Consider the following 22,379-nt stretch of genomic DNA (forward strand, 5'->3'; position numbering starts at 1 on the left):
TGTTCGTCGCGCTGCCCAATGCCAGGACCGTGGACGACTACGCCGCGCTGCTGCCGTGGCGTATCGAGCTGGGAGCGCGCTGAGCAATGTCTACGCCGCCACGATGGCGGTGGCAAGGGGCGTAGTTCAATGACCGCTTACTCCTATTTGTTGATGGGATCTCTTGGGCCGCCTGAAGGCTTCAAGAGACTGGGTGGAAAAAAGCAAAACCCCGACCTGCATGAGCAGAGCCGGGGTTTGCGGTGATGTGACGGCTCTTATCGCCGTCTGCCGGATTCGGTCATGAGATCAATTGCATGGCCTGATCGAGCGCGCGCTGTTTCAGGGCGGCCCCTGGCCCGAACCAGGCGCCGTCAAGACGCGCTTCCGGACTGCGCGCTCTTCGCTCGTGGTCCACGTATTCCGTCACGGAGTTCAGCAGACCCCATGCTGTCCCCTTCGCCGCTGCGAGCTCTGCGCCTCGGCCATGGCCATCAAACAACTCCAGCATGCGCTTTAGCGCCCGCTCGTTGGCAAGGCCAGTCGTCTGAGGCGGGGCCGCCGTGTCGCTCACAACGTTGAGCAGATACTGCATGGCTTCGGATCGCTTCACTTTTCGCTCCGCCAGAAGTTTCATGTTTTGCATGAACGTGTCCCACTGAGACACAGCAATGCCGAGCTGCTTCTTGACCGCCATCGCGTCGAAGCTGGTGCGGTGCGGCACCTTGATGGCGTTGGTAGCGCCATTCAGTGCGATGGCCAGGGTATTCGCGCATACGACGCGCGTCGAAGTGTGAGTCGCGGTCGTGGCGAGGGACCCGTCGCAGCCCGAGGCTAGCAACACGTAGGAGTGGACCGTGTCCGAGCCCTTCAGCGTGGCTTCCTTTCCGGTGCGAGCCAGGGCCCAGAACTTGCGCCCACCCTTCAGGCACCCGGCCGTTTCGAGCGAAAGGCCCGAGACATCGGAAATTTCGCGGAAAAAATCGAGGATTTGGAGCGGTTGAACGACGCGAAACCGATCTCCGACAACTGAGAGCGGAGCCTTGGTATCGCTGCGATACAGCACTTTCTGCTCGTCGAACGACATGATGGAGCCAAGCACGCCCGCTTGCTCGGTCATGTAGCGGACCGGCGCTTCGCAGATGGACCAGTCCATGCCGGCCTTCTCTGCCCAGACCTCGATGGATTGTTTGGGCGGCAGCTGGTTGCCGATTTGGTGCCACGGTGCTGCGCCTAGGTATGCCATCGTTTGTACGGCGTGGCTCATGATTTGATTCCTTTAGTGATGCCACAAAGCAAGAAGGCCGCTCCGGTGAGGGCGGCCTTCTTGCATGTGGCGTGCTGACGGTGAATGGCGAGGTTGGAGCTTCAGGTCTTGCTGAAGGCGTGGTGGCAGGCTTCGCAGTGAAAGTTGTCGAGGACGCGCTCGTCGACGATGGCGCCGACCTTCGCGCCAACCAGGCCACCGGAGGCAGCGCCAGCCAGTGCGCCGAGCAGCGCACCAGCCACACTGCCCAACAGCATGCCGGGTGGGCCCGCAACGGCGCCGACCGTGCCGCCGACCCGGGCGCCGGCCAAGACGCTGGCGGCGCCACCGACCGCGCCGATCAGACCGCCCGCCTGCTTGGCGTGATCGAGCGTCGTGACGTGATGAGACTGGCAACGAGGACATTGGACGGACATAGGAACTCCTGGTGATCGATGAGGGATTGAGAGCAGCACGACGAACGGCAAAAGGCCTCGCGAGACAGTCCATGTGAGGGACTGCCGCGCGAGGCCTCGTGCTGTCTGCAATGTCGGTAGATGCCAGGATGGCTAGCGCCACCACAGCTGCGCCAGACCGCCCTAACAAAGGCTGCACTGTTCGAGCTTCAGGACATCTGCCCTGGCGCTCTCAAGGGAGTTATATGTGACCGAAAAGCGCTACAAACGGGTGGGGGCTGCGCCACAACCAAGATCGAGCTTCCAAAAGATGGACGGTGCCTCAAAGTAGCGCAAAAGCTGATCCAAATGGCGGTATCAGGCTGCGTCCCGCCTCTCAGCGCGCCGGGCTGACGAAGCAACAGTTCCACGACCCAGAAATTCAGGAGGCGATCGAGGCCTAAGCCGATGCGCAAATCGGCCTCCGATGGTGTTGCAGGCTAGGACCCCAGCAGGCCTACTTCACCACCTTCGGTCGCTTCGAGGGCGCGCTCTTGGCATCCATCAAATTCTTCGTTCTGCAGTAGTCGAGGATGAGAACTTCGAGCATGTTGGACAGCGTGCGGTGCTCGTGCTCCGCTGCGCGGCGTAGGAGATCCTTCATGCCAGGAGCCATGCGGAGGTTGATCGCCTCGGTCTTGCGCTCGTTCATATGGCGCCTCGTCTGTGCAATGCCTTTACAACGAATGGAATGTATCGAACAATCAAGGCCCAGTAAATGTGCCGTGCAGTTGGCTCGCTAGGAGAGTCGCTGGAAAAGTAAGCCGAAAAGGCAAGGGAGGCTGCACAGATATGGCGCAAGAAGGACCATCGCTCGCTTCTTTAGGGACGCCTGGCCAGGTTGACGGACACGCGACGCTTCAGAGCGACCGTGGGGACGAGACGCAGGCGCTCTTCATGTATCAATGGAGCGCCGGGGTGACGCTCCTTGCTGCTGCCGTGGCCGGCATCAACGACTACACAGCCATCTGGTGTGAGCACCATGATGACCTGCTCGGGGAACTGCCATCTGGGCTCTTCCATGCAGTGCAGGTGAAGACCGACTCCACGCCAAATGCACGCTGGACTTGCTCCGATGCGAGTTTCGGCGATGCCATCAAGAAGTTCGCTGAGCACGAGGCGGCCTATTCGGCTCGCTTCGAGCGCTACGTCCTCTTCTCGAATATCAAGCCATACGTGCCCGGTGCAACCGCGAAGGCTCCCGCTCGACTTGCGAGCAGTCCTGTCCGCGTCCGAGATCTTTGCCTGAGCGTTTTGACCTGGTCGGAACTTCCTCAGCCGTACAAGGCGTCATTCGAGGCGCTGGTGAAGTACACCGGCGCGGCTGCCGACGTGGTGTTCCGCGTGTTGCGCAAGCTTGGGTTCCAGTCTGGGCCGCACCTGGAGGACTTCCGGGAGCAACTGTGCAGCGTTCTATCGGGTATTCCAGCTTGTAAGAACTTCACGGTCGGTTGGCTGGAAAAGGTTCGAGACGAGGTGCTGCTGCTGGTTGGTAAAGCTAGTTCGGTGACCGTTCCCGCGCTGGACTTCTATGCCTCCCTGTTGCAGTCGGATGGTCGGCCTGAAGCCATGGTGCGTTGTAAGCGCATCGCCAAGGAAGACTTTGAACAGGCGATTCGCCAGCATCCGGGGAGTGGTTTCCGGTATGCAAACGTAGGTGGGCACCTTCAACTGGGCCAGGCTTCCGGGCAGAAGGAGAGGCTGCGCCAGAAGATGGCCGCCGGATATGTTGCGCCGTTCTTCGACGCGCTTTGGATGCTGGCGATGTCTGCAGAGGAGCGGTTGCTCGCCGAGGCCAACGTTGATGCGGAGGGAACGCTGCGTAAGACGAGGCAGCTAGAGAGCGCAATGCTGGTTGCCTGCAAGAAGGTGGAGCTTGATGTCCTACTTGCCGAACCCGATGAGCGGCGCCGGGGTCTGAAGATCCTTCAAGGAGTCTTTCAAAAGGCAGATGAGCTCGCTAGGCACGATAGAGCCACTGTCGATGGTGAACGAGCGGAGACCTTGCAAGGCGTAGCTGGACTTCTCTCGGGAAGCTGTAAGTTTGCATGGGGTGCATCTGTTGATGGAGCTGGCGATGGCACTTGAGCTTGTGCAAGCACTGGCAACGACAGAGCTAGACGACAACCTACACATGGCTCGCTTGCTGATGCTCATGGGTGCTCACTCAGGTCGCGATGGCAAGGCGAAGGCCGTAGATGGAGTGACCAAGCTGGCTAAGCTGGACTTTTTGCTGCGCTATCCCAATTGCTTGGAGCGCGCACTGAAGGCCAAGGACAAGCCGACCGAGCCGGCACGCATTCAAGAGTTCGAAAAGACCACCATCGAATCCAAGATGGTTCGCTTCCGATACGGGCCCTGGGACCATCGCTATCGGCGATGGATTGCCCTGCTTTCAAGCAAGGGGTTGCTACGTGCCTGGGTCGATGGACGAACGGTCAAGATTCAGTTGACTGACGCTGGAGAGCTGGCTGCTTCGCGCCTCGCTGAAGACCGTGAGCTGCAGGACCTTGCCGCCAGGGCGAAGCTGATAGACAAGACTTTCGGGAACTATTCAGGCACCGCGCTGAAGGACTTTGTCTATGCGACGTTTCCTGAGATCTCCAACATGCGCTGGGGCGACCCCATCACGATATGAAAGTAAAGCTCCAAGCACTTCGTCTGCATTTCAGGCGCTCGGTGGAAACGATCGAGTTTGGCCAGATCAGCTTCTTCTGGGGAAAGATTGGTGCGGGAAAGTCGAGCATTGCTCGACTCATTGACTACTGCTTGGGCGCTGACATTCAGCTCACCCCAGCGTTGCAGCTGGAGTTCAACTCCGCCGACTTGAGCGTGGATGTTGAAGGCAGACGACTCACTATCTACCGCGAACGCGAGTCCTCCAATGTCATTGCAGCCTGGGCTGAAGGTGACCAGGTAATGGAGGTTTTGATGCCCGCCCGCAAGGCGGACGGCGTTGTTGTTCCCGGTACGACCATTGAGGTGCTATCGGATGTGTTCTTTCACCTTGCAAGCTTGCCAGTGCCCAAGGTTCGCAAGGGGCGTCGGACGGCTGAAGAGCGGCTGGAGCGTCTGAGTCTTCGTGACCTCTTTCGATTCTGCTATCTGGACCAAGACAACATCGACAGCGATTTCTTCCGGCTAGACAGCGAGGGGGACTACAGCAGGCGCGCGAAAAGTGTTGACGCGATGCGATTTGTGCTCGGGTATCACCAAGATCAGGTGGCCTCACTGGAGGCGGAGCTCCAGAGTCTGATGGAGCAGCGCATGGCTGCAAAGGCCGCTGCGGGAGCGCTCTCCAAGGTTCTTGAGGAATCCGGGCTAGGGAGTCCGGCTGAGATTGACGACAGAGTTGAGGGACTTCGGGCTCGACTTGACCGGGTCCGAGCAGCGGCCGAAGTGGCGCGGACTGGGCGGGGCGATGGTGGCCATGCCGTCGATGCGCTGAGGGCTAGAGGACGTGCGCTTTCCGCAGATGTGGAGAGCCTGGAAGAGATGGCTGAAGCCGTGGGAAGCAGGGCGGCCAATACTGAACGCCATCTGAACGAACTCAAGATGCTGTCCGTTCGCTTCAGTCGAACGCGGTCTGCTCGCGCGCTACTCGCCTCCGTTGACTTCGTCGATTGCCCGCGCTGCACGCAGCCGCTTCCATCTCGGCTCGAAGCACTCTGCCCAGTTTGCGGGCAGCCGGAGTCGGAGGAGCTACACGAGCATCTAAGCGATGAGGTTGTCGGGGCTGACCTCAAGTCTCGTCTCGTTGAACTGCAGGAATCGTTGCAAGGCCTTCGGAGGCAAGAGCGAACAATCTCACGTCAGTTGCAGAGAACTGTTAGCGAGAAGGCGATCGTTGACCAGACGTTGGACCAGCGACTGCGCGACTACGACTCGGCCTTTCTGTCAAAGGCTCTAGAGTTTGAGCGCGAGGCTACTGTGATCGAACAACAGGTCAGCTCGCTCCTCAATTATCGAAAGCTCCCAGAGCGGCTTGAGGAGCTGCTTTCAACTGCAGATTCGCTGAGAGGCAGTGAGTCAGAGCTTCGTGTGAAGCTAAGCCGTGAGCGAGAAAAGGCGTTCAAGGATCGCTCCAACCTCGAAGAGCTTGAAGGTTTGCTGCTGGACTGCTTGGTGCGCTCCAGCTTCCCTGGGGTGACCGCCACGTACAAGGTGACCATAGACCCGAAGACGCTCGTTCCGGAAGTCGCGCCAACAGAGGCTGCAGACTTTGCCGTCACCTCGTTCGCGAACATGGGCAGCGGGGGGATGAAGACGATCTTCAAGTCTTGCTATGCGATCGCATTGCATCGACTGGCTGCCAAGAAGGGGGCGTCGCTCCCGTCAGTTCTTGTCATTGACTCGGCGATGAAGAATGTCAGTGAGCGGGAGAACCTCGAACTCTTCAGGGACTTCTACAGCATGGTCTATGAACTCGCTGCGACCGAGCTCAACGCGACCCAGTTCGTTCTGATTGACAAGGAATTCTTCCCAGTTCCTGAAGGGCTGAGCTTGGACGTGCGTAGCCGGCATATGGCACCAGGTAGTCGAGATGACCCGCCACTCATTCCGTACTACGACGTTCCGGATCCACCCCGTGATTCGTCGATTTTGGACGCCTCGTTAGATGACGCTGAGTGATACGTGTGAGCTTGCTGCATGGTTGGACGAGCATTGTTCTTCCGACTGCTTCAAAGTTGAACTTCAGGACCGATAGCAGGGGTGTGAGATGAATGAACTGCTGCGCAAATCTGGCGGAGCTATTGCAAGATGGCTTGAAGCAAAGCTGCCGGCTTTGAGCGCGAGCTGGTGGCAGGCTCAAGTGGTCACTCGCCTTACGTTTCAGCAGCAACGTCTGATCGAGGAGAAGCGAATCCAGTCGCTAGCAGCCCTCGACTTGGCCGCAGTGCTGCGGGTGTTGGATCAGAACTGGAATGAACTCGCTGGCGCTGAACCTCTGCCTCGGGAGGCCCGTAACTGGGTAAAGGAACTGCAGAGTGTGCGCAATAGATGGGCGCATGCACCCGCCGCTGGGCTCAGCCCAACGGACACCTTCAGGGACGCCGATACCCTTGGTCGCCTGCTGCAGGTCGTTGGTGCCGATGCTGAGTTGTTGAGCCAGGTCGAGCTGTTCAAGCAGTCCTCGCTCGCACGTTTTTCTCCACTGTCTGCTCCGGCTGTTGCATCACTCCCTGAGCCGGTGCCGCCGCTGACAGCGCCGAAGTTTTCTGTTGGGCAATTGCTCTGCCTGAAGTCCAACCCTGCAACGTTGTTTCCTGTGATCGAGGTGCTCGCTAGTGTCTCGGTGGAGACCCGTTACCGGGTGTTTGAAGGGGGGGGCAAACAGGTCTACTACGAGAGCCAGTTGCGGGCAATCGACGAACAGGACGACACCCGAAAGCTCGTCACTGCGGCCGAGCTGTCAGCGCTGTTGAGTGCGTTGCAGCTCTCGTCACCATCAGCGTCGTCTCTGTACTCGCTCAACTCTGGTCGCGTCCGATTTGTCCCTTACCAATATCGACCAGTCTTCAAGCTGATTAGCGCGGATCGCCCGCGACTGTTGGTCGCTGATGAGGTAGGGGTTGGCAAGACGATTGAGGCCGCGCTCATGTTGAAGGAGCTGCAGGCGCGCAGCGACATCAAGTCGGTTCTCATCATCTGCCCGAAGGCTCTTGTCGCGGAGCGGAAGTGGGAGCTGGAGATGAAGCGGTTTGACGAGACGTTCGTCCCGCTAGATGGCTCTCTGCTCAGGCACTGCATCAAGGAAACTCATCTGAGTGGCGACTGGCCTACGCAGTACGAGAAGGCCATCCTCCCTACCTCACTCTTCGACAAGGACTTGTTGTTCGGAAAATCGGGCAAGGGTAAGTCTCGCGACCCAGGGCTCCTTGAACTTGACCCGCCCCCGAAGTTCGATCTGGTCATCGTCGATGAAGCGCATCACATTCGCAATTCCGAGACCTTCCTCCATCAGGCAGTGCGGTACTTTGCGGACAACGCCGAGGCTGTCGTTTTCCTCTCTGCGACACCAGTGCAGCTTGGACGTGAAGACCTATTCACTCTTCTAAACGTCCTTCGGCCAGACGTCATCATCGACCCCGCCAGCTTTGAGCAGATGGCCGAGCCGAATCAGTTCATCAATGCCGGAATTCAGGCCTGTAGACGGGGAGGTGAGGGCTGGGCCGAGGACGTACGTGAGCAGCTTCGACTTGTTGCAGGAACAACCTGGGGCCTAGAGGTGCTAGCCGTTAACCCTGGTTTCCAGCACATCTACGATGGGCTTGCGGAGGGGGCGGACGACGGGCCGTCGCGAATCAAGACGATCGCGGCGTTAGAGGGCCTGTATACGTTCAGCTCGCTCATAAATCGGACACGTCGACGAGACATCGGCGAGTTCACTACGCGAAAGGCTGAGACGGTAACGACGGACTTCACGCCGAACCAGAAGGAGTTGCACGATGACTTGTTGTCTGTCATAGCTCGCATCCTGGGACGGTTGCACGGGAATCAGAACGTCAAGTTCATGATGACTACGGTGAGTCGGCAGGCTGCAAGTAGCCTGTATGGTCTTGCCCCCGCACTTGAGGACATCCTTCAGGGGAAGCTCGCTCAACTCGAATCGGACGATGACGGCGTAGACGCTGAAGAACGTGATCAAGCCTTCATTGAGCAGATCCAAGGTGACATTGAGTCGCTCATTCAGCGGGCGAAGCGTCTTGATCCACGAGACCCAAAGGCTGATGCCTTTATGTACGTTGTGCGCGACAAGCTCGGTATGGCACGCAACAAGGTACTCGTCTTCAGCACCTTCCGGCACACCCTGCGTTACTTGGTAGGCAAGCTGAGCCACGAAGGAGTTCGGTTCGGCCTTGTGCATGGGGGCATCTCCGACGAAGACCGAGCCGATCTTCGTCGTCGCTTCTCCCTACCAAAGGAGGACGAGTCTGCGTTGGACATATTGCTGTCCTCCGAGGTCGGCTGCGAAGGATTGGACTTTCAGTTCTGCGACTGCCTTGTTAACTTTGACTTGCCGTGGAACCCGATGCGGATTGAACAACGTATCGGCCGCATCGATCGTTATGGGCAGACCAGTGAGACGGTTGGCATCTTCAACTTCGTCACCCCTGGGACCATCGACGGCGACATATACGACCGCTGCCTTTCACGCATTGGTGTGTTTCAGCACGCGATCGGGGGCAACGAAGAGATTCTTGGCGACATCACTCGCGAGCTACACAGCATCGCAGAGACCTTCAGTCTGAGTGAGGTTGAGCGATCACGACGGCTACAGCAACTGGCTGACAACAAGATCCGTCAGATAGAAGAGGAGCAGCAGTTGGAACAGCGTCAGGGCGAGCTGTTCGGTCTCAACATTGCTGCTGCAAGTTGGGAGCAACGACTGGCACAGTCTCGCAACTATTGGTTAGAACCATTGGCGCTCGGCGTCGCCCTTACGGCGTACCTCACTCGAAGACTTGGCAAGGAGCAGGAGTACTTGCTTGGAGACAAGGCGTTGAAGACGCTCCGCGTTGGCGTTGAAGGCCGCGCCTCTTTGCTGGAGGACTACCGAAAATTGCCTCGATCGAATGACCCAATGAGTCGATCGTGGGAGAGATGGCTCAAAGGCGTTGTGCCAACTCTCCAGGTTACTTTTGAACAAGAAGCAGCGGTCGAGAACCCGTCCGCCGTGCTACTTGCTCTGGGACATCCACTGTTGCGACAGGCGGCAGCTTTCCTGCACGAGCCGGAGGTAGTCTCAGTCAAGTTGCGAGTCTCACATGATCTTCTTCCTGAGGGAATTCATCCGTTCGCGATTTACCGCTGGACGAGACAGGGAGTAAGGCGGGACGAGGAGCTTGTGCCAGTCGCTGCTGATGCCCGGGTGGCTTCCGAACTTCTGGAACTCTTGCCTTTGTCAGCTGATGCTTCTGACCTTGAGCTGCCTTCCCAACGCATCCTGGACGAGTTGGATGCAGTTCATCACCAGCATTGGTTGGCAGAGTCGACTCAGCATTCGGAAGATAACCGGCAACTTGTGGGTGTTCGGATTCAAAGCCTTACTGCGAGTTTCGGCGCAAGAAGATCCATGCTTGAGGATCAGATCCAACGTGCCACTAACGACAAGATTCGAGTGATGAAGGCGGCAGAGCTAGAGCGTGCCACAGTCGACTTCGATGTCCGGGTTGCCGAGCTGCGGCGAGCAGCGGAAAGCGGCGACATCAGGGCCGCGCTGTCAGTGTTTGGCGTGCTCCAAGTTCGGAGAGCTCAATGAGTCTAATCCAGCAGATTGCCAAGAACCGGCAGCTTCTTTTGGACGGCATTGAGGCCAACGGGGGGGACATCAATCTCGGTATCTTTGAGGACTTCTATCCCGATGAGGCGCACTTCATCTTCGAGCTTTTGCAAAACGCTGAAGATGCCGGAGCCACGGAAGTTGCATTTGAGTTGTCCCCGCACGGATGTGCGTTCGAGCACAACGGCTCACGACACTTCAACGAGCGGGACATTCGCGGGATCACTGGAATCTTCAACAGCAGCAAGAAGGGCAATCCAGACCAAATCGGAAAGTTCGGCGTTGGCTTCAAGTCCGTTTTTGTCTACACCGACACACCGGTGGTGTACTCCAAACAGTACAGCTTTCGAATCGAACGCTTGGTGCTTCCTGTGGAGGTGCCTTGCAAGCCAGGTCTGGGCGACAGAACGCGCTTTGAGTTCCCGTTCAACAATGTCAAGAAGAACGTTAAAGAAGCCTTCGCGGAGGTCAAGTCGGGCCTTGAGCAGCTTTCCGAGAACACCCTCCTGTTTCTGCGTAATCTCGGATACATCAAGTGGAAGGTAGGTGCCCAGGAGGGAGCGCTGCTACGCGAGGAGCACAGCGAGAACCACGTGGAGGTTCTGAAGCAACTGGACGGCAGGGACGTGCTCAGCTCGCACTGGTTGCGCTTCAGTTCCCCTGTGAAACCAGACAAGGCTTTTGAAGCGCCGGTCGATGGGGTTGTGCGGCAGCACGTGGCTATCGCCTTTGAGTTGACACTCACAGGTGATCGAAAGGCATTCGATAGCAGTGTGGCCCTTCGGGATCAGCTGAGGGTTGTCCCGGCGGAACGCGGCAAGGTGTCAGTATTCTTCCCAGCAGACAAAGAGACCTCTGGGCTTCGGTTCCATCTTCACGGGCCATTCGTCCCTGAACTGAGTCGGGCGAGCATCAAGAACTCTCCGGAGAACGTGCCGCTATTCGGGCAACTTGGTGCACTTGCGGCGAGGTCTTTGCACGCTATCAAGAAGCTTGGTTTGTTGAGTGGCGACTTCCTGGGCGTACTTCCCAACAACGAGGATTCGTTGCCGGAGCGTTACAAGATCATCAGGACCAGCATCTTGGACGAGATGAAGAGTGCCTCACTGGTGCCCACGCATCGCGGTGGACACGCGCCTGCCACGCGGCTCGTTCAGGCGAAAGCCTCACTCAAGGTGCTGCTTAATCGGGGAGACCTGGCGTTCGTCACTTCGCGTCAGGACAGCCCCGACTGGGCGATTGGTGCAACGCAGAAGAACAGCAACCAAGATCGCTTTTTGGCGAGTCTTGGAATTCCGCTATGGGAGACCGATGCGCTGATTGAGTTTCTGGAGTCGCGCGCGAGGAAGTCCACTTCGACCTGGGATCCCTGTGATCTTGACCAAAAGGTTCTCGAATGGATTGCTGCAAAGTCTTTCGAGTGGCTTCAGGCGCTGTATGCCCACCTGTTCAAGTATTGCCAAGAGGAAGGCGACTTCGGAAGACTGGATGATGTTTACTTTATCCCCCTGGCCTCAGGGAAGTGGGGCACAGGTTCGATGGCGTACTTCCAGACCGGCCCCTGGAGCGAGTCAGACCGCCGCCATCGTGTTGATGAACGCGTGTTGAAAGACGGATCTAGGAAGTCGCAGCAGCAGGACGCCCGAAGGTTTCTGGAGCAGATTGGCGTTCGCGAGCCCAACGAACTGGACGAGATCTCGCTGCTGCTGACGTCACGCTACAAGGACGCCTCTAGGGCTCCGACAGAGGATGAGTACCAGGTTGACCTTCCAAGAATGATGGCCTTTCTTGAGGGCAACCCGCACTCGAAGGGGATGTTTGCTGGAGCTAAGGTTTTCAAGGTCGCCGCACTCTCAGCGAGCTGGGCAGAGGCCGGTCGAGTCTTTTTGGATGAGCCGTTTGGACGCACAGGACTGCGTTACCTGTATGAACTTACGACCGACCAGAAGCTGAAGCGCTGGCCCTTGGACGGCTGGTACTTACAGTGCGGCATCCCATTGGACCGAATCATCAAGTTTGCTGAGGCACTCGGATGTCAAACCGAGTTCGACAGGCTTGCTGACACGGCGAGCTGTTACGCGAACCCTAACTGGGGCAGCATCCTGTCGAAGGCGCCGGGCGAGCGCGCTGGGAACATGATCAATCGGGACTTTGCGCTTGCCTCAGAGGCTGCGCTATTGCTCAAGGCCAAGGCTCTTCCAGCTGTTCAACTAGTTTGGAAGGCGCTGTGTCGTAGTGAGTCTGCCAGACCTAGTGTGTTGCAGGCGGTGTTCCAGTTCACCGATCGAGGGGGCCCAAGAAGTTCCCCTTCTCAGCTCGTCTGCAAGCTGCGAGAGATCGAGTGGGTGCCTCAGACGGACGGTACCTTTGTAAAGCCCAGATCCGCCGCTGCGCGCTTGCTGCCCAAGGGGTTGACGGTGGACGCTGGCTACAAGTGGCTGGAGGCCGTGGAGTTTGGGGCGGAGGAAAAGAGAAAAAGTGCTGAATCGGAGGTCCGTGCTGAGCACCGCAGAGAGCTTGGATTCGAATCTGAAGAGCAGCTCGCTAGAGCGCTTGAGTTCAAGTCACTCCCGAAAGACGAGCAAGAACGAATGCTTGCGGAAGCAAAGCGGCGTCATCTGGACCCGATTGAACTCCCCGAGCGGCCAGTATCGAACCCCGATCGCCGCCGCGAGCGGGTGAGTGAGGATGTGCTGGCTACGCCGGACAAGTCTGTTGCGGTCCGCGAACGCACCGTGCAGATCGGCGTCAACGAGGCGAAGGCCGAGGCGAAGGTTTACCTCAGGGATCAGTACACCAACGGCAATGGGCAGATGATCTGCCAAGCATGTAAGGATGAACTCCCTTTCAGGCTGCCAACGGGCGCGTACTACTTTGAAGCAGTCGAGCTAGTTGACGGTCAGCCGAAACGATACAGGGCAGCGTACCTCGCGCTCTGCCCCAATCACGCTGCTGCGTTTCAGTACGCCAATTCTCAGAGGAACTCGATGCGCGAACTGCTCGCCACGGCGGCGTCGACCGAAGTCGAGGTCACCTTGGGTGGGCGTAAGACGACCATCTATTTCACCCAGACGCACCTGGCGGATGCTAGAGCTAGCCTAAGCGTTGAAGACGACTGAACGCCCCGCCGTCCGCTGCCTTGCTCGGAATGATGCGTAGCGCCCTCTGTCGGTCGTCTCGATCAACCGATACACGGGTTGATAGTCGGTTTGATAGTTGACGCGTTTTGACACAAAAAAGCCCATGTAAAACATGGGCTTAGTTGATTTTCTGGCGGAGAGGGCGGGATTCGAACCCGCGGTGGGGATAAACCCACACACGCTTTCCAGGCGTGCGACTTAAACCGCTCATCCACCTCTCCTGCAAGCCCGCCATGATAACCCAAGATGGTCAGGTGTCGGGCCTTGCATCGCGCCTGGCCGAGTGCATTTCCAGTGCGCCTTGCCAATCAAGTCGATGAACCAGATTGTTCAGGTGCAGCATGCGTCGTGAACGCGCCAACGTCTGGCCCTGGCCGTCGATCAGGGCAACGTTGCAGAGGATGTTCATCGGGTCGAACAGGGCCACGATGTCTGACTGAATTTCCGTCCATTCCCAGGCGATCTGGATTGGCTCCCCGCCCCTCGACGTTGCCCAGACCTCCTGGCCTGACCGCAGGCCGGAGCTTGCATCATGGACGCGGACGCTGCTCCCGACGTGGCGCAGTTCATGCGTCACCATTTCGAACTCGTTTACAGTCTTGACGACCGTTTCGCAGACCATCAGTTGCCACGCTGTCATCTGCATTCGGAACTCCCACTATTTGGATGGGATTGCAGTTTGCGTTCCTCAACGCTGGGCTGCGCCTACCAACCCTAGTAGCGCATGAACCTCCAGCGGTACGAACAAGTCAGTCAGGCGGAGGACCTCGCGTCCCTCCGACGCGGTCTGATTGAATTTGCGAACGACCTGGATTTCGGCCTCGTCGTTGGTGTGCTTGCGATTGAGCATCGGGGGCCGGGGGCGAAGACCGAATACGTCGCGGTGGGCAATACACCGGACGCGTTCGTGGAGACATCCCGGGACAACAGCTACGCGCAGCGTGATCCGGTGCATCGGGCTCTGACCCATCTCACCAAGCCCCTGATCTACGACCAAGCCTTCTATGTCAACGCTGGCGCAGGCGAGTTGTGGGAGATGTACGCGCCGTTCGGCTACCGAACTGGTGTCGCGGTTGGCGTCCAGATGTCCGGCTATCGCCGGCTGCTCCTCGGCGTGGATCGGGAGGCGCCTCTGCCGAAAGATCCGATCAAGTTGAACCGGATGATTGCGGACCTGCAATTGCTTGCGGTTCATGCCCAGGATGCTGCCGGGCGCTTGCTCGTATCGAAGAGGGCGCCTCAACGTCAGTCAAGGCTCCCGCCGCGCCAACTCGAGATCCTGAAGCTGACCATGGAGGGCAAGAGCGCGTGGGTCGTTGGGAGCCTGCTGGGCATCAGCGAGAACACAGTGAACTACCACATGAAGCAACTGTTCAAGCTGCTCGACGTGTCGACCAAGCATCAAGCGGTGTTGAAAGCGATGGAGTTGGGCGTTCTCTGAAGCTGTCGCCCCCTACCAGGGTTGGTAGTTTTCCGCCGCGGAGCTGTCCGACACACTGAGTGCCATCTCAACGCAACCAGCGGATGGCGCAAATGGAAAAAGTTTCTTTCTGGGAAGTCTTTGCTGAGCTGTTCGGCTTTCCCATCACTGGCAACTGATCCCGGTCATCTGACCAGATCGTAGGAAAAGCGACACCTCCATCGCTTTCGTTCGGCGCCCCCCGAACGTCTTTGCGCCCGCGACCACCCTTGTAGGGTCCTCGCGGGTTTTTTTGCTTCAAGCCTTGGCTCCTACGGCCTTCCGCCCGCCTTGAGCAGCGCCATTGCCGTGCCGATCAGGCCAGCTACTTCGCTCATATTGCCTGGCACGATCATCGTGTTGTTCTTTTGAGCGAGTTGCGCATAGGCGTCAACGGCCTTCTCGGCGACCTTGAGCTGCACCGCTTGGTCGCCGCCGGGCTGCTGAATGGCGGCTGCTATCTTGCGGATGGCGTCTGACGTGGCGTCAGCGACCGCAGTGATGGCGGCGGCTTCCCCCTGCGCCTGATTGATCTCAGCCTGCTTCTCGCCTTCAGAGCGCGCGATGGCGGCTTCACGTTCGCCAGTCGCAATATTGATCTGCTCCTGACGCCGGCCTTCCGACGCCGCAATCAAGGCGCGCTTCTCGCGTTCCGCCGTAATTTGGGCCTGCATGGAGTGCAGGATCGCCGGCGGGGGCGTCAGATCCTTGATCTCATAGCGCAGCACCTTGACGCCCCAGTTCAGCGCAGCCTCATCCAAGGCTTCAACCACCGAGGTGTTGATCAAGGCTCGCTCTTCAAAGGTGCGGTCCAGTTCCATGCGCCCGACGACCGAGCGCAGCGTTGTCTGGGCGAGCTGCGTGATTGCCACGATGTAGTTGCTCGAGCCGTAGCTGGCTCGCATTGCATCCGTAACCTGGAAATAGAGGATGCCGTCAACGGTCAGCTGGGTGTTGTCCTTGGTGATGCAGACCTGGCTCGGTACGTCCAGCGGGATTTCTTTCAGCGAATGCTTGTAGGCGAGGCGGTCAACGAATGGCACAAGGAAATTCAGGCCTGGCGTGAGTGTCGCGTGGTACTTGCCGAGGCGCTCGACGACCCAGGCGTTTTGTTGGGGAACGACCTTGACGGCGCGGACGATGAAGATCGCGGCGATGACAAGAATGACGAGGGCGATTTCAAATCCCATGGGGAAGTCTCCGGGCTTCGTTGAGGTTCAGCGGTCGAGCAGCAGGCAGCTGCCTTCGACGGCACGGATCACGTGCCGGCCGCTTGCCGGCGGCGCGCTGCCGATGAAGCGGGCCTGCCAGGCCGCGCCGCGATAGTGAACCTTGGCATTGCCATCGGCCGACCAGACGTCGACTTGCACGCTCTGGCCGATGTCCAGATTGACGTCAGGGTTCCAATAGGCCGGGGCGGCCCTGGGTGCCTTGCTGCGCTGCCTGTGCCAGGCGACAACCGCGGCGCCGCCAATCAAGGCCGCCGCCAGCATCTGCCCAGTTAGCGAAAGCCCCAGATGCGCCGCCAGGGCGCCAGCCACGACGCCCACGGCCAGCATCAAGAGGTAGAAGGTGCCAGTGGCCAACTCGGCGGCGACCAACACGCCGGCCGTGATCCACCAGACGGTGGTCCAGTTCAAGTCCATCTCGCCCCCCAAGGCCTTGGTGTGGGCTCAGTTTAGACGGCTCAGGAAGAGCTGGCGCCATGGCCGGGACACGTTGCGGCCCTACACTTCGCCGCTTCGTTTTTGTGATGCTCTCCCGCTGGAGTCCGCGATGATCCGTTTTCACTTTCCCATCGTCATCATTGACGAGGATTACCGCTCGGAGAACACCTCGGGGTTGGGCATCCGCGCGTTGGCTGAGGCCATCCAGAAGGAGGGCATGGAAGTCCTGGGCGTTACGAGCTACGGCGATTTGTCCCAGTTCGCCCAGCAGCAGAGCCGCGCGTCGGCCTTCATCCTCTCTATCGACGACGAGGAATTCACCGCTGGGCCCGAGATGGATCCCGTCGTACTGAACCTGCGCAAGTTCATCCAAGAAATCCGCAACCGCAATCCGGACATCCCGATCTATGTCTATGGTGAGACGCGCACCAGCCAGCATTTGCCCAACGACGTGCTGCGTGAACTGCACGGCTTCATTCACATGTTCGAGGACACGCCGGAGTTCGTGGCGCGCCACATCATCCGTGAGGCCAAGAGCTACCTCGACGGCCTGGCGCCACCCTTCTTCAAGGCGTTGATGGACTATGCACAGGACGGTTCCTACTCATGGCACTGCCCTGGTCATTCCGGCGGCGTCGCCTTCCTGAAGAGCCCTGTCGGGCAGATGTTCCATCAGTTCTTCGGCGAGAACATGCTGCGCGCCGACGTCTGCAATGCCGTCGAAGAGCTCGGTCAGCTGCTGGACCATACCGGCCCGGTCGCGGCCAGCGAAAAGAACGCGGCGCGTATCTTCAACGCCGACCACTGCTTCTTCGTCACCAACGGCACCTCCACGTCCAACAAGATGGTGTGGCACCACACGGTCGCTCCGGGCGACGTGGTCGTCATCGACCGCAACTGCCACAAGAGCAACCTGCACGCCATCATCATGTGCGGGGCCATCCCGGTCTTCATGACGCCGACGCGCAACCACTACGGCATCATCGGCCCCATCCCCGAGAGCGAGTTCAGCCCCGAGGCCATCCGCGCCAAGATCGCGGCCAACCCGCTGCTGGCGCATGTCGACCCGGCGGCGGTCAGGCCGGCCATCGTCACGCTGACGCAAAGCACCTACGACGGCGTGCTCTACAACACCGAAACCATCAAGAAGAAGCTCGACGGCTACATCCCGACGCTGCATTTCGACGAGGCCTGGCTGCCGCATGCGGCCTTTCACGACTTCTACGGGCAGTTCCACGCCATGGGCAAGAACCGCGTGCGCCCGAAAGAGGCGATGGTCTACGCGACCCAGTCCACCCACAAGCTGCTTGCCGGCATCTCGCAGGCCTCGCAGGTGCTGGTGCAGGACTCGCAGACGGTCAAGCTCGACAAGCACCTCTTCAACGAGGCCTATCTGATGCACACATCGACCTCGCCGCAGTACTCCATCATTGCGAGCTGCGACGTGGCCGCCGCCATGATGGAGCCGCCCGCCGGCACCGCGCTGGTGGAGGAGAGCATTCGCGAGTCCCTGGACTTCCGCCGTGCCATGCGAAAGGTCGAGGGCGACTATGGCGACGACTGGTGGTTCAAGGTCTGGGGGCCGGACTTCCTGCGCGCGCAGGATGACCAGGGCAGCGAACCCGTGGCGGCTGACTGGATGCTGCACGCCGACGAGGACTGGCACGGTTTCGGCGGGCTGGCCGAAGGCTTCAACATGCTGGACCCGATCAAGTCCACCATCATCACGCCGGGACTGGACATGGAAGGCCGCTTCGCGGCGAACGGCATTCCGGCGTCGGTGGTTACCAAGTTTCTGGTCGAGCACGGCGTCGTCGTCGAGAAGACGGGGCTCTACTCCTTCTTCATCATGTTCACCATCGGCATCACCAAGGGCCGCTGGAACACCTTGCTGACGGCACTGCAGCAGTTCAAGGACGACTACGACAAGAACGCGCCGCTGTGGCGCATCCTGCCGGAGTTCTGCGCTAAGTTTCCCAAGTACGAGCGCATGGGGCTGCGCGACCTCTGCCAGGCCATCCACCGGGCCTATGCCGAAGGCGACATTGCCCGGCTGACGACCGACATGTATCTGTCCAACCTGCAGCCAGCCATGACGCCGACGGACGCCTATGCGCACATCGCCCAGCGCAAGACCGAGCGGGTCGGCATCGACGACCTGGAAGGGCGCATCACGACATCTTTGCTGACGCCCTATCCGCCCGGCATTCCCTTGCTGATTCCGGGCGAACGATTCAACAAGAAGATCGTGGACTACTTGAAGTTCACCCGCAACTTCAACGCCAAGTTTCCCGGCTTCGCGACGGACGTGCACGGCCTCGTGCATGAGATCGACGACGAGACCGGTCGGGGCTACTACTACGTCGACTGCGTGAAGGCCTGACGCGCCACCGGACGTGCCACTGCGGCGTCCGGTGGCTGGCCCTGCGGTGGCTGCCGTTGCATTGCCACGCGGTCTGCCGCGTGGCCGCGATCTTCAGGACTCTGCGGCCATCGCGGTGTGGCTGAAGCCGCCATCCACGTAAGTGATCTCGGCGCTGATACCTGCGGCCAGATCCGACAGCAGGAAGGCAGCGGTGTTGCCGACATCGTCGATGGTGACGTTGCGGCGGATCGGTGCCTGGGCCGCAAACTGGCCCAACAGCTTGCCGAAGTCCTTGATGCCGGAGGCGGCCAGGGTCTTGATCGGACCAGCGGAAATGCCGTTGACTCGAACGCCTTTGGGGCCCAGAGCCTGCGCCAGGTAGCGCACGCTGGCCTCCAGGCTGGCCTTGGCCAGGCCCATCGTGTTGTAGTTGGGCACGATGCGCGCCGCACCCAGATAACTCAACGTCAGCAATGCGGAGCCGGCACGCAGCCGCGGTGCGGCGAGTTTGGCCATGGCTGGAAAGCTGTAGGCCGAAATATCGTGGGCGATACGGAAGTTCTCGCGCGTCATGCCTTCGAGAAAATCGCCTGCTATCGCCTCGCGCGGTGCAAAGCCGATGGAATGAACGAAGCCGTCGAACTCGCTCCAGACCTCGCCGAGTTGATTGAACAGGGCTTCTAGTTGCTCGTCGCTCGTGACGTCGCAGTCATAGATCAGGCTCGAACCGAACTCGGCGGCAAACTCGCTGATGCGCTCCTTGAAGCGTTCGCCCTGATAGCTAAAGGCCAGCTCAGCGCCTTCGCGATGGCAGGCACGTGCAATGCCGTAGGCGATGGAACGGTTGGACAACACGCCCGTGATCAACAGCCGCTTGCCGGCGAGAAAGCCCATTCTTGTCTCCTGTGAGGTCTCAAACAACCTTGGATTCTGGCATGTGAAGCGCGTAGCGGCTTGCCGGCACGGGACTTGCACAGTACAATCCGAGCTTCACCAGAAATGAGAGCCGGCTGAAAAGCAGGCTTCGCGAGCGCCGGACGATATCCCCCGGGGCCGAATTCTGAGGAACGAGGTGGGCGGATTCATCCAGCCCATTTTTTTTGCTTTTTCGCTTTTCTATCGCGCGCTTTTTCGGATCTGGAACGCTTTACCCGCATGAGTTGGCAAACCGCTGTAGAGACAACCGTGACCGGTCTTGGTTACGAGCTCGTGGACTGCGAACGCAGTGCAGGTGGAACGCTGCGCGTGATGATCGACAACAAGCTGCCCGCCGACGCCGTTGCCAGTGAATTGGTGACTGTTGACGATTGCGAGAAGGTCACGCGCCAGCTGCAGTATGTGCTGGAAGTCGAAGGTCTGGAGTACGGCCGGCTGGAAGTGTCGTCTCCCGGGCTGGACCGGCCGCTGAAGAATGCCGGCCACTACGCCCGCTTCGCCGGCCAGGAAGTCGACATCACGCTGAAGCTTCCTTTCCAGGGGCGCAAGAAGTACCGCGGTGTCGTCAGCGCACAACCCGAGGCGACGAGCGACCAGGCGTGGCGCCTGGTGTTCGACGACGGCGTGGCCGACCAGGCGCTCGATTTCACGCTCGACGAAGTGCGCGAGGCGCGTCTCGTCCCGGCCTTCAGCTTCCAGGGGCGGGGCGGGGCGCCGGCGCCCGACCGCAAGCCCGGTCAGCGCGGCGTCATCAAGCCGAAAAAAGCGGCAGCTAAGAAACAAGCGGGCGAACCCACCGAGGTGGCGCCCGGCCAAGACAAGGTTGACGGAGGTCTCAAGCAATGAACCGCGAAATGTTGATGCTGGTGGACGCAATCTCGCGCGAAAAAAGCGTGGAGCGCGATGTCGTGTTCGGTGCGGTCGAAGCCGCGCTGGCCTCGGCCACCAAGAAGATTTACGGCGCCGAGGCCGACATCCGAGTCAGCGTGGATCGCGACTCCGGTGAGTACGAGACCTTCCGCCGCTGGCATGTCGTTCCCAACGAGGCGGGCCTGCAGAACGCCGACGCCGAGATTCTGCTTTTCGAGGCGCAGGAGCAGATTTCCGATATCGAGGTCGACGACCACATCGAAGAGCCGGTCGAGTCCCTGACCATCGGCCGCATCGGTGCCCAGGCAGCCAAGCAGGTCATCCTGCAAAAGATCCGGGACGCCGAACGCGAGCAGTTGCTCAACGACTTCATGTCGCGCGGCGAAAAGATCTTCGTCGGCACCGTCAAGCGCCTGGACAAGGGCGACATCATTGTCGAGAGCGGCCGCGTCGAAGGCCGGCTCAAGCGCAGCGAGATGATCTCGAAAGAGAACCTGCGCACCGGCGACCGCGTCCGTGCCGTCATCCTCGGGGTGGATCCGACCCAGCGTGGCCCGCAGATCATGCTGTCGCGCTCCAGCCCTGAGTTCATGAAGGAACTCTTCGCCCAGGAAGTGCCCGAGATCGAGCAAGGTCTGCTGGAGATCAAGAGCTGCGCCCGCGACAGCGGCAGCCGCGCCAAGATCGCCGTCGTCAGCCATGACCGCCGCGTCGATCCCATCGGCACCTGCGTCGGCGTGCGCGGTTCGCGCGTCAACGGTGTGACCACTGAACTCGCAGGCGAGCGTGTGGACATCGTGCTGTGGAGCGAGGACCCGGCCCAGTTCGTCATCGGCGCGCTGGCACCGGCGAACGTGCAATCCATCGTCGTGGACGAAGAACGCCACGCCATGGACGTTGTCGTCGACGAGGAAAACCTCGCCATCGCCATCGGTCGCGGCGGCCAGAACGTGCGCCTGGCGTCCGAGCTGACCGGCTGGCGCATCAACATCATGTCGGCCGAGGAGTCGGCCGCCAAGCATGAGGTCGAGGCTGAGAGCGTTCGCAAGCTCTTCGTCGAGAAGCTCGACGTCGATGCCGAAGTCGCCGACATCCTGATCGCCGAAGGCTTTACCAGCCTGGAAGAAGTCGCCTACGTGCCGATGCAGGAAATGCTCGAGATCGAGGCCTTCGACGAGGACACCGTCAACGAGCTACGCACCCGTGCCAAGGATGCGCTGCTGACGATGGAGATCGCCCGCGAAGAGAAGGTCGATGAGGTCTCGCAGGACCTGCGCGATCTCGAAGGCGTCACGCCCGAGCTGTTGAGCAAGCTGGCCGAAGGTGGCATCAACACCCGGGACGACCTGGCCGACCTCGCTGTCGACGAACTGGTCGAGCTGACCGCACAAGACGAGGCCGCTGCGCGCGCGCTGATCATGAAGGCCCGCGAACACTGGTTCAACGCCTGATCACGCACGCCGCGCCGCACCGAAAAGTAATTTGAAGGATCCCCACATGGCCGTGACTACCGTCGCCCAATTCGCCGCTGAGCTGAGCAAGCCGGCGGGCACGCTGCTGGAGCAGCTGCATGCCGCGGGCGTCAAGAAGTCTTCCGTCGATGACGCGCTGAGCGAGAACGACAAGGAACGCCTGCTCGACCACCTGCGCTCCTCGCATGGCACTGCAGCGACTGATCGCAAGAAGATCACTCTCGTCAAGAAGTCGACCACCGAGATCAAGCAGGCCGATGCGAGCGGCAAGGCCCGCACCATCCAGGTCGAAGTGCGCAAGAAGCGCACCTTCATCAAGCGTGACGATGCCACCGGCGCCGACGAGGCCAGCAATGGCCAGGATGACGCTGACCTGGCACGCCGCGAGGAAGAGGCGCAAGCTCAAGCCGCCGCGCTGCGTCTGCAGGAAGAGGAGCTGGCCGCCAAGGTGAAGGCGCGCGAGGATGGCGAGCGCGCCGCGCGCGAAGCCGCCGAGGCGCGCCGTG

Annotated in this window: 16 protein-coding genes, 1 tRNA gene and 1 pseudogene; 10 read left to right on the forward strand and 8 right to left on the reverse strand. The window is 59.9% G+C overall.

The genetic code is table 11. The features are described from left to right. Positions 1 to 280: 280 nt before the first annotated feature. From ACT6S0_RS17945 to ACT6S0_RS17955, 3 genes are all read right to left on the reverse strand, one after another. On the reverse strand, positions 281 to 1,246 hold the full coding sequence (locus tag ACT6S0_RS17945) for a DUF932 domain-containing protein (RefSeq protein WP_444765158.1): 966 nt from the start codon (positions 1,244 to 1,246) through the stop codon (positions 281 to 283). A gap of 101 nt (positions 1,247 to 1,347) precedes the next feature. Beyond that, a complete protein-coding gene (locus ACT6S0_RS17950; protein ID WP_444765159.1) occupies positions 1,348 to 1,662 on the reverse strand; it encodes a hypothetical protein in 315 nt (104 codons plus the stop codon). Between the two features lie 475 nt (positions 1,663 to 2,137). Then, a complete protein-coding gene (locus ACT6S0_RS17955) occupies positions 2,138 to 2,332 on the reverse strand; it encodes a type II toxin -antitoxin system TacA 1-like antitoxin (RefSeq protein WP_444765160.1) in 195 nt (64 codons plus the stop codon). 140 nt (positions 2,333 to 2,472) lie between these two features. On the opposite strand from ACT6S0_RS17955, the gene ACT6S0_RS17960 reads away from it, so the two are divergent. From ACT6S0_RS17960 to ACT6S0_RS17980, 5 genes are all read left to right on the forward strand, one after another. After that, entirely contained in the window at positions 2,473 to 3,768 is a 1,296-nt protein-coding gene (locus ACT6S0_RS17960) for a dsDNA nuclease domain-containing protein (protein WP_444765161.1), read from the forward strand. Further along, positions 3,758 to 4,318, forward strand: a complete 561-nt coding sequence (locus ACT6S0_RS17965; protein WP_444765162.1) for a hypothetical protein — start codon at positions 3,758 to 3,760, stop codon at positions 4,316 to 4,318. Before ACT6S0_RS17960 ends, ACT6S0_RS17965 begins: the two co-directional genes overlap by 11 nt. Further along, positions 4,315 to 6,312 carry a hypothetical protein gene (locus ACT6S0_RS17970; protein ID WP_444765163.1) on the forward strand — a complete coding sequence of 666 codons (1,998 nt, stop codon included), beginning with the start codon at positions 4,315 to 4,317 and terminating at the stop codon, positions 6,310 to 6,312. Before ACT6S0_RS17965 ends, ACT6S0_RS17970 begins: the two co-directional genes overlap by 4 nt. A gap of 88 nt (positions 6,313 to 6,400) precedes the next feature. Next, on the forward strand, positions 6,401 to 9,943 hold the full coding sequence (locus ACT6S0_RS17975) for a helicase-related protein (RefSeq protein WP_444765164.1): 3,543 nt from the start codon (positions 6,401 to 6,403) through the stop codon (positions 9,941 to 9,943). Further along, positions 9,940 to 13,083 (forward strand): sacsin N-terminal ATP-binding-like domain-containing protein, encoded by a 3,144-nt coding sequence (locus tag ACT6S0_RS17980; RefSeq protein ID WP_444765165.1) that lies wholly within the window; start codon positions 9,940 to 9,942, stop codon positions 13,081 to 13,083. The genes ACT6S0_RS17975 and ACT6S0_RS17980 overlap by 4 nt, the downstream gene beginning before the upstream one ends. A 152-nt stretch (positions 13,084 to 13,235) precedes the next feature. Here the strand turns inward: ACT6S0_RS17980 and ACT6S0_RS17985 are convergent. Together ACT6S0_RS17985 and ACT6S0_RS17990 are read right to left on the reverse strand one after the other, a co-directional pair. Beyond that, positions 13,236 to 13,325 (reverse strand) — tRNA-Ser (locus ACT6S0_RS17985). Positions 13,326 to 13,354: 29 nt separating this feature from the next. Continuing rightward, complete coding sequence (locus ACT6S0_RS17990) at positions 13,355 to 13,750, reverse strand: hypothetical protein (RefSeq protein ID WP_444765166.1); 396 nt, start codon at positions 13,748 to 13,750, stop codon at positions 13,355 to 13,357. A gap of 78 nt (positions 13,751 to 13,828) precedes the next feature. On the opposite strand from ACT6S0_RS17990, the gene ACT6S0_RS17995 reads away from it, so the two are divergent. After that, on the forward strand, positions 13,829 to 14,545 hold the full coding sequence (locus ACT6S0_RS17995; RefSeq protein ID WP_444765167.1) for a helix-turn-helix transcriptional regulator: 717 nt from the start codon (positions 13,829 to 13,831) through the stop codon (positions 14,543 to 14,545). 290 nt (positions 14,546 to 14,835) lie between these two features. Here the strand turns inward: ACT6S0_RS17995 and ACT6S0_RS18000 are convergent, their stop codons facing one another. Then, complete coding sequence (locus ACT6S0_RS18000; protein WP_444765168.1) at positions 14,836 to 15,753, reverse strand: SPFH domain-containing protein; 918 nt, start codon at positions 15,751 to 15,753, stop codon at positions 14,836 to 14,838. Positions 15,754 to 15,780: 27 nt separating this feature from the next. Continuing rightward, positions 15,781 to 16,209: an NfeD family protein gene (locus tag ACT6S0_RS18005; RefSeq protein WP_444765169.1), complete on the reverse strand. Its 429-nt coding sequence runs from the start codon at positions 16,207 to 16,209 to the stop codon at positions 15,781 to 15,783. Positions 16,210 to 16,339: 130 nt separating this feature from the next. Between ACT6S0_RS18005 and ACT6S0_RS18010 the strand changes: the two genes are divergently transcribed. Then, positions 16,340 to 18,613 (forward strand): Orn/Lys/Arg decarboxylase N-terminal domain-containing protein, encoded by a 2,274-nt coding sequence (locus ACT6S0_RS18010; RefSeq protein WP_444765170.1) that lies wholly within the window; start codon positions 16,340 to 16,342, stop codon positions 18,611 to 18,613. Between the two features lie 93 nt (positions 18,614 to 18,706). On the opposite strand, the gene fabI is transcribed toward ACT6S0_RS18010, so the two are convergent. Further along, positions 18,707 to 19,489 (reverse strand): enoyl-ACP reductase FabI, encoded by a 783-nt coding sequence (gene fabI, locus ACT6S0_RS18015; RefSeq protein WP_444765171.1) that lies wholly within the window; start codon positions 19,487 to 19,489, stop codon positions 18,707 to 18,709. Between the two features lie 261 nt (positions 19,490 to 19,750). Between fabI and rimP the strand changes: the two are divergent. The 3 genes and pseudogenes from rimP to ACT6S0_RS18030 all read left to right on the forward strand — a co-directional run. Next, positions 19,751 to 20,257: pseudogene (gene rimP, locus ACT6S0_RS18020) on the forward strand (ribosome maturation factor RimP); the annotation flags it as partial. A 116-nt stretch (positions 20,258 to 20,373) separates the two neighbouring features. Then, positions 20,374 to 21,852, forward strand: a complete 1,479-nt coding sequence (nusA, locus tag ACT6S0_RS18025; RefSeq protein WP_444765172.1) for a transcription termination factor NusA — start codon at positions 20,374 to 20,376, stop codon at positions 21,850 to 21,852. A 46-nt stretch (positions 21,853 to 21,898) separates the two neighbouring features. Continuing rightward, on the forward strand, positions 21,899 to 22,379 hold a 481-nt coding region (locus ACT6S0_RS18030), incomplete at its 3' end, for a translation initiation factor IF-2 associated domain-containing protein (RefSeq protein WP_444765173.1).

The organism is Roseateles sp. (assembly GCF_052436255.1).
Taxonomy (GTDB): Bacteria; Pseudomonadota; Gammaproteobacteria; order Burkholderiales; family Burkholderiaceae_C; genus Pelomonas.